The organism is Butyrivibrio sp. (assembly GCF_024699075.1).
In genome coordinates this window covers 1-4124 of record NZ_JAILQF010000217.1, presented here as the reverse complement: position 1 = coordinate 4124, position 4124 = coordinate 1, and the positions used below count along the sequence as shown (strand labels likewise).

Sequence of the window (4124 nt, the reverse complement as noted above, 5' to 3'; positions counted from 1 at the left end):
TGAGCTGTAATAGAATCAACGCACCTTTTAATATAGTTCTCAATATTATAGCAGGCAACAATTACAGTTATGAGATCTACCTGATCATCTATATTTAGTTTATATAATTTACAGTTTTCATATTCCTGCATTGATTCTCCTGCACCATATTTTTAAAACAGGTTGTTTTATTTGATAAAAATATTCACTTATTATGAGACTTCGTCTATGACTAATATCATATCTTGCACATGTTTTCAGTATATATATCCGTCATGTTCTTGTTATTAAGCCATTTAGAAGGAACTATTGTCATGCCTTCATTATCCGAAAGCCATGCTCCCCACCAGGAAAAGCTTGAATTAGCAAGTATGTGATGTTTGCAAGAAGCCATAAGATAAAGTTCAGATACGTCTCTACTTATACTCATATTTTGAATATTATCTTTGTGTCCTGAACCATCTTTACCCATATCATCAGGAAATGAACTATCAACAAATATAAAGTTCTTCTCACTTTTATACTTCTCTCTGCACCAGTCAAGGTCATTGGAGAATATATAGAATTTGGCATCAGCATACTTTGATCTGACCGTATTTACAGCCTTTTCATAATATTCATCTGTACAGATACCACCATAAGTCTCCATTATACCCGGTGTAAGATAATCGCCTCGTCTTATATGAAGACTTACTGAATCTCCATCCTTTATCTGGTTATACAGATCATGTATCTTGTCCGATTTAGATAAGCTGATATCTTTAAATTTTAGAAGTTCACTTCTGAGCTCCTGAGCTTCACTTTCATCTCCAAAATATTTCTCTGACTGAAAATACCCATCCAGGTATGCTTTAGTAAGGTTCAAAACCTCTGGATCAAAATTTCCATCTGCCGGTTCAAAGTAATCAAAGGTCCTTCGTCCAAATATCTTCCTTCTTATGCGGCTTAAGATATCCATATAAGAATCTCTTATAGCAACAACCTCATATCTTGTTGCAACATCGTATTTAAGTCCCATGCTTTCAAGACAGGGTACTCTAAGCTCATCTTCTTCAAATCCGCTTACTGTATCGATCTTAACTTCTCTTCCCAGGTGTTTTAAGTTCTTGTACAGCCCGTACAAAAAGAGCTGATTGCCAAGTCCTCCCTGAAGCTTGATTATGATCATATCTATCCTCATTCTATAAGTGAATTAAAATCATAACTTTCATAGAACTGCTCCATCTCATCATAATATTCATTATAGTTATCGAGTGTGAGCCTGTTCTCATCTGCTGCCATCATCTCAAGCATCATATCATTTATGTCGCTTCCATAATGTGACACATCCCTATAATTATCAAGATTGCAGGTAATATCTATCATGTCATCAAATGCAAAAAGGTGAATATTCTCATATGGAAGTATAAGCTCTGCAGCAAGTCTGTAACATTCTATCTCTTTAATAAGGGTTCCCTTCTCCCAGGATCCTCCCCAAAAAGCTGCACTGTAAGGTGGGAAGAAATAATAAAACTGGGTATCAGGATGTGCTTCTGCCGTATCCGTTACATTCTGTTTTATTGTATCAGTAAGAGTCTGAATCTCTTCTTCTGTTAGTGTCGAAATGCTTTCTTCAGGTGCACTATAAGAAGTTCTGTCGCCTAAGACTCCTGCCGCTCCAAGAGTTGCCTGTTCCATCCATCTGCTATATTCATCAAAAGATGTTATGCCACTTTCTCCTTCTATAACTAAGTTAAATATCATAGGAAGACAGTACCCTCCGATAACAGTACTGTTTAGAAGATAGTTAACATCATTGAATATATTATCATCATAAAGATAGTCAGGATATGTTCCAAGATCATTACGCTCAGCATCTTTATCTTCAAGAAGATATGTACCATCAAGACATCTTACAACCACATCAACGTCATGGGTACTAAGTGCAAGTTCTATATTGTCATTGATCTCTTTGTACATAGCACCGGAATAACACACTTTAATAAAATCCTTGTTCCAAAGCTCCTGTGCCTGTGATGCCTTAAAATTCTGAGTCATGGATGTACCAGTAATTAGCGCATTATAATCAAAATTCCTTGTAATACCGTTGTTCTGGTATCTCTCATTATCCAAGGTATAATATAAGCTTCCAAGCGGCTTATGATAGTGGAAGAAGGGATCTATAACCGCTACCATTACTGCCATAAGGACCGTAAGGCATACAAAAACTGATATGAAAATTTTAACCCACGACTTGGTGGTCATATTTTTCTTCTTATCCTGCATAGATTACCATTCCACATAATCATAATTATAATTAAAATCAAAAATCACTTATTAAATAACCAGTTCATTACTAAGAAAATTTCTGAATACTATTAAGATCAGAAATTAAAATATAAGAATGAGGTTACATTTGAAAGAGATAACAGGCATATCATAAATAATCCCATAATTACTACAAGTGTCCACGCACTTATCTTATGCTCTCTTTCAAGATTGTTCTTTGGTACAAGGCATATGAACATGCATACAGCCAGCATGAGTACCATTCCAAATACATAAACATCCATATCTGTATAAGGTATACCAATAAGGCTTAAAACAGAGCGAAGCTTTGGTATCTTGAAGACAGAAGCAAGCTCTTCATGAATAGTTCTGTACTTTATCCCAAAGGCTTTGTTGACCATATACCACCACTGTGATACAGAGTCTGCCCTGAAAAGAAGCCATGCGATATTTACAAACACAAATGTTATAAACCACTTGATCGGAGCAAAGACTTTGTCAAAAGGCTTTCTGAATATCCTGTGAAGTACCTGGAAAGCTCCGTGTAGTGCTCCCCACAGCACAAAGGTCCAGTTAGCGCCATGCCATAAGCCGCTTACTATAAATACTATCATCATATTTACATAAGTTCTGACTGTCCCTTTTCTGCTACCTCCAAGAGGAAAATAAATATATTTTCTCAAAAAAGAAGTAAGAGAGATATGCCATCTCTTCCAAAAGTCAGTTATCGTAAGAGCCTTATAAGGCGAATTAAAATTGACAGGAAGGTCTATGTTAAGCATCATAGATACTCCCGCTGCCATATCGCAGTATCCGCTAAAATCAAAATATATCTGCAGGGTATATGCAAGCATAATGATCCATATATCAAGCGAATACAGATCAGGAACATAATTAAAGCCCCAGTCTACAGCGCTTCCAAGCATATCTGCAATCATAAGCTTTTTAAAAAGTCCAAAGATAAATATCATGATGCCACGTGATATATTGTCATAATCAATCTTCTTTTTATCAGAATCCAAAAACTGAGGTATGATATCACCGTGAAGTGCAATAGGTCCCTCTGCCATCTTTGGGAAGTAGCTTATAAATAAAGCATATTCGAGGAAGCTGTATCTGTCAGTTTCACCCCTGTATGTATCCACAAGCCAGGATATCTGAGTAAAGGTGAAAAAGCTGATTCCAAGAGGAAGTGCCACGTTCTGAAATACAAAGCTTGTTTTAAACAGATCATTTATATTCTGAACTAAAAAGCCTGAATACTTGAAATATATTAAAAGTAATATATTAAGTACAATACCAAAGGCAAGTACAGCTTTTGAACTCTTATTCCTTATAAGAAAAGTAAATATGTAATTGAGTATTATACTTGCAATAAGCAGTGTAAAACAGGATATTCCTGCCCATGCGTAAAAAGCAAGTGATGATATAAGTAGCCATAAAAGCCCATACTTTTGTTTTACGCGGTTAAGAGCAAAATATCCTATAAAGCTTATTGGGAGCAGGCACAATATAAAGATATAGGAGTTAAAACTCATAAGTCATTGTCCTCAAGCCACTGCTGGAACATGAGTATGTACCATATCTGCGGCTTCCATTCTCCGCCATTCATAAAATCTTCCCAGATCTTGTGAACAGCATCTGCATTAAGATATCCCTGTCTTCTTATCTTAGTCCTTCTGATAAGATCTTCTGCCCAGGACCTAAGTTCAGGTTCTTTGAGCCATTTATCAATAGGAATAGAGAAGCCCTTCTTAGGTCTGTCCATAAGTTCCTTCGGAACATATCTGTAGAGCACATTTCTAAGAACCTTCTTACCAACCTTATCATCACGAAGATAAGAAGTAGGAAGTGTCCAGGCAAATTCTATTATGTCT

Annotated in this window: 4 protein-coding genes; all 4 read right to left on the bottom strand. The window is 36.1% G+C overall.

What is annotated here, in order from left to right; all coding sequences use genetic code 11:
- Positions 1-217 precede the first annotated feature (217 nt).
- Complete coding sequence (locus K6G87_RS08510) at positions 218-1147, bottom strand: alpha-1,2-fucosyltransferase (protein WP_296835859.1); 930 nt, start codon at positions 1145-1147, stop codon at positions 218-220.
- Between the two features lie 8 nt (positions 1148-1155).
- On the bottom strand, positions 1156-2244 hold the full coding sequence (locus K6G87_RS08505) for a hypothetical protein (RefSeq protein WP_296835857.1): 1089 nt from the start codon (positions 2242-2244) through the stop codon (positions 1156-1158).
- Positions 2245-2342: 98 nt separating this feature from the next.
- Positions 2343-3785, bottom strand: coding sequence for an MBOAT family O-acyltransferase (locus tag K6G87_RS08500; RefSeq protein ID WP_296835855.1), 1443 nt, complete (start codon positions 3783-3785; stop codon positions 2343-2345).
- The coding region (locus tag K6G87_RS08495; RefSeq protein WP_296835853.1) for an asparagine synthase-related protein at positions 3782-4124 on the bottom strand (343 nt) is incomplete at its 5' end. The genes K6G87_RS08500 and K6G87_RS08495, both read right to left, overlap by 4 nt.